Origin of the sequence: Nitratidesulfovibrio oxamicus (assembly GCF_015731765.1) — a bacterium.
Classification (GTDB): Bacteria; Desulfobacterota; Desulfovibrionia; order Desulfovibrionales; family Desulfovibrionaceae; genus Cupidesulfovibrio; species Cupidesulfovibrio oxamicus.
The window spans coordinates 1-2,507 of the sequence record NZ_VRYY01000375.1; the positions used below are offsets into that span (position 1 = coordinate 1).

Genomic DNA, 2,507 nt, shown 5'->3' on the forward strand with positions numbered 1-2,507 from the left:
ATGACCGCGCCGTCCGGCGCCCGGTAGGGCGAGACGCTGCACATGCACGGCTCGCCGCCGGGCAGCAGGCGCACGGGGCCGGACTGTTGCCCGCCCTCGCGCAGAAAGCGGTCGAGGGGCGTGAGGCCACCGTCTTCGTCCACGCAGTCGGGGCAGCGCACCATGACCGAGCCGTCCACCGCCCCTCCCGCATCCGCAGTACCCGCGGCATCGTGCAGCCCCGCCCCGCACATCTGCCGCACCCACGAGGCATTGGCCATGATCACGTTGCGATCCAGGTCCAGCAGCACCACGTGGTCGGGCATGGCGTCTATGGTGCTGCGCAGGATGCCGAGGGTGGTGCGCCAACGCTGTTCCGCCTCGATGCGGGCGGTGACGTTGACCACAATGCCCTCGTAGTGCAGCAGTTCACCTGTCCAGCCGTGCACGGCGGTGCAATGTTCCGACACCCACAACAGGTCGCCGTCGCGCCCGTACACCTGCGAGACGAAGCCCGTCACCGTGCCTTCGGCGCGCAGGCGGGCCAGCAGTTCCTGCCGTCTCCCCGGCGCCTCGTAAACCTGTTCATCCATGGAGCGCACGCCGGACACCAGTTCGCCCGGTCCGGACCAGCCCAGCATCTGGGCGAAGGCGCGGTTGGACACCAGATAGCGCCCTTCCGGGTCGGCCATGTAGATGCCCACCACGGCGTTGTCGAAGATGGAACGGTAACGCTGCTCGCTGTCGCGCAGCCGGGCGTGCAGGCGGGTGTGATGGCGCACGATGCGCAGGTTCACGCGCAGGGCGTCGCCGGTGACCGGCTTGGACATGAAGCCGAGCGCGCCGCTGCCCACCACCTGTTCCATGAGTTCGTGGTCCGTGGCCTCCGTGGCGCCGGTGACCAGAATGACCGGAATGTCGAAGTCGGCGGTGATGGCGCGGGTGGCCTCCACGCCGTTCATGTCCCCGGCCAGCCAGATGTCCATGAGCACGGCGTCGGGCCGCTCGTCGCGGGCCAGGCGCACGGCCTCCTCGCCCATGGCGGCGGGGCCGATCACCACGTGCCCCTCGCGGACCAGCAGACCGCGCAGCAGGGCCGCGCCGACGGCGTCGTCCTCAGCGATCAGAACGCGCAGCGGCTGTGTCATCGCTCCCCCATGCTGTTGCGTCGCCATCGCGCGTGCAGCCTTTGTCGTTCCATGGCGATTCTTCGCCGGGGGCCTGCCCCTGCTCGCGCGCCCACGCGGTTGCACGGCCCGGCGTGTCATCAGCCATGCCGCCCAGCCCGACGGGCGCGTCGGGTTCCGCACCGTTGAAGGCGTTGCGCGGCAGGCAGACGCGGAATTCCGTCCAGCCCGAGGGCGACGTTTCAAAGCCCACCCGGCCCTTCAGGTAGTTCTGCGTCAGCAGGCGAATGCTGTAGGTGCCAAGCCCCCTCCCCGCCCCCTTGGTGGAAAACGAACGCTGGAATATCTGGCGCTGCACGTCGGGCCGGATGTAACCGGGGTTGCGCACCCGAAAGGTGACGCACTCGCCGTCACCGCCGCAGTCGCAGCCAAGCACCACCTCGCCCTGCTCGGGGGTGGCCTCCAGGGCGTTCTTGACCAGGTTGCCCAGCACCCGGCCCAGCAGCGTGGGGTCCGTGACCATGGCCGTGTCGGCAACGCAGGACAGCACGGTAAGAACGCGCCCCCGCGCGGTCTCGTGCCCGGCGTACAGGTTGGCCACGTCGCGCAGCAGTTCCACCCCGTCCACGGGGTGCGGGTCCACCGGCAGTTCGTCGGTTTCCGCAGCCAGCAGCAGCTTCTGGGTGACTATCTCTTCCACCAGCGCGTTGGAAAAGCGATGCAGCAACATGGTGTCGCCGCGCAGATCCAGGGGGACTTCTTCCAGGATCATCTGGGCCAGGTTGCGCAGCCCCCCCGCCGTGTTCAGGATGTCGTGGAAAAAGATGCGCTCCAGCGCGCGCCGCCGCTTTTCGTGGCTGATGTCGTTGATGGCGAAGATGACGAACCGCTCGCCGTCCCGGTCGAAGGGAGTGGCGCAGACCTTCAGGTCGTAGGCCAGCACGTCGTCGCCCTTGCGCTGGGTGATGCGGCATTCATCCACCCTGCGCTCGTCGCCCAGGGCGCACAGCACCGCCTTTACCGCCCCGCACTCGCGACACCCGTCCGCCGTACCGCAGCCGCCGGGGCCTTCGCAGGCGTTCTCGCAGTGGAACAGTTCACCGGGGCGCAGCCCCATCAGGTTGGCGCCGTCGGACAGGGACAGCAGTTCCAGCAGGTTGCGATTGACGAAAACGATCTGGCGGTGCCGGTTCAGGATCAGCACGATGTCCGTCACCGAATCGAGCAGGCTGACCAGGGTGGGGTCGCGGAACAGCCCGGCCTGGCGCAGCAGGTCGGCGTCGGCCGAACGTTCTGCGGGGGCGTGGAACGTGGGCAGGGGCGGGGTCATGCGTCGTCCTGTGGTGGCTCGGGGTGGCGCCGGGTGCGGGCGGGAGGGCGCGCGAGGGGACCGGACGTGAT

General features: G+C 69.1%; 2 protein-coding genes. Both read right to left on the minus strand.

What is annotated here, in order from left to right; genetic code table 11:
* Positions 1-1,127, minus strand: a 1,127-nt coding sequence (locus tag FVW20_RS12395; protein ID WP_196609857.1) for a PAS domain S-box protein, incomplete at its 3' end; no start/stop codon positions are given.
* A complete protein-coding gene (locus FVW20_RS12400) occupies positions 1,096-2,436 on the minus strand; it encodes a PAS domain-containing sensor histidine kinase (RefSeq protein WP_196609858.1) in 1,341 nt (446 codons plus the stop codon). The genes FVW20_RS12400 and FVW20_RS12395, both read right to left, overlap by 32 nt.
* Between the last annotated feature and the right edge of the window lie 71 nt (positions 2,437-2,507).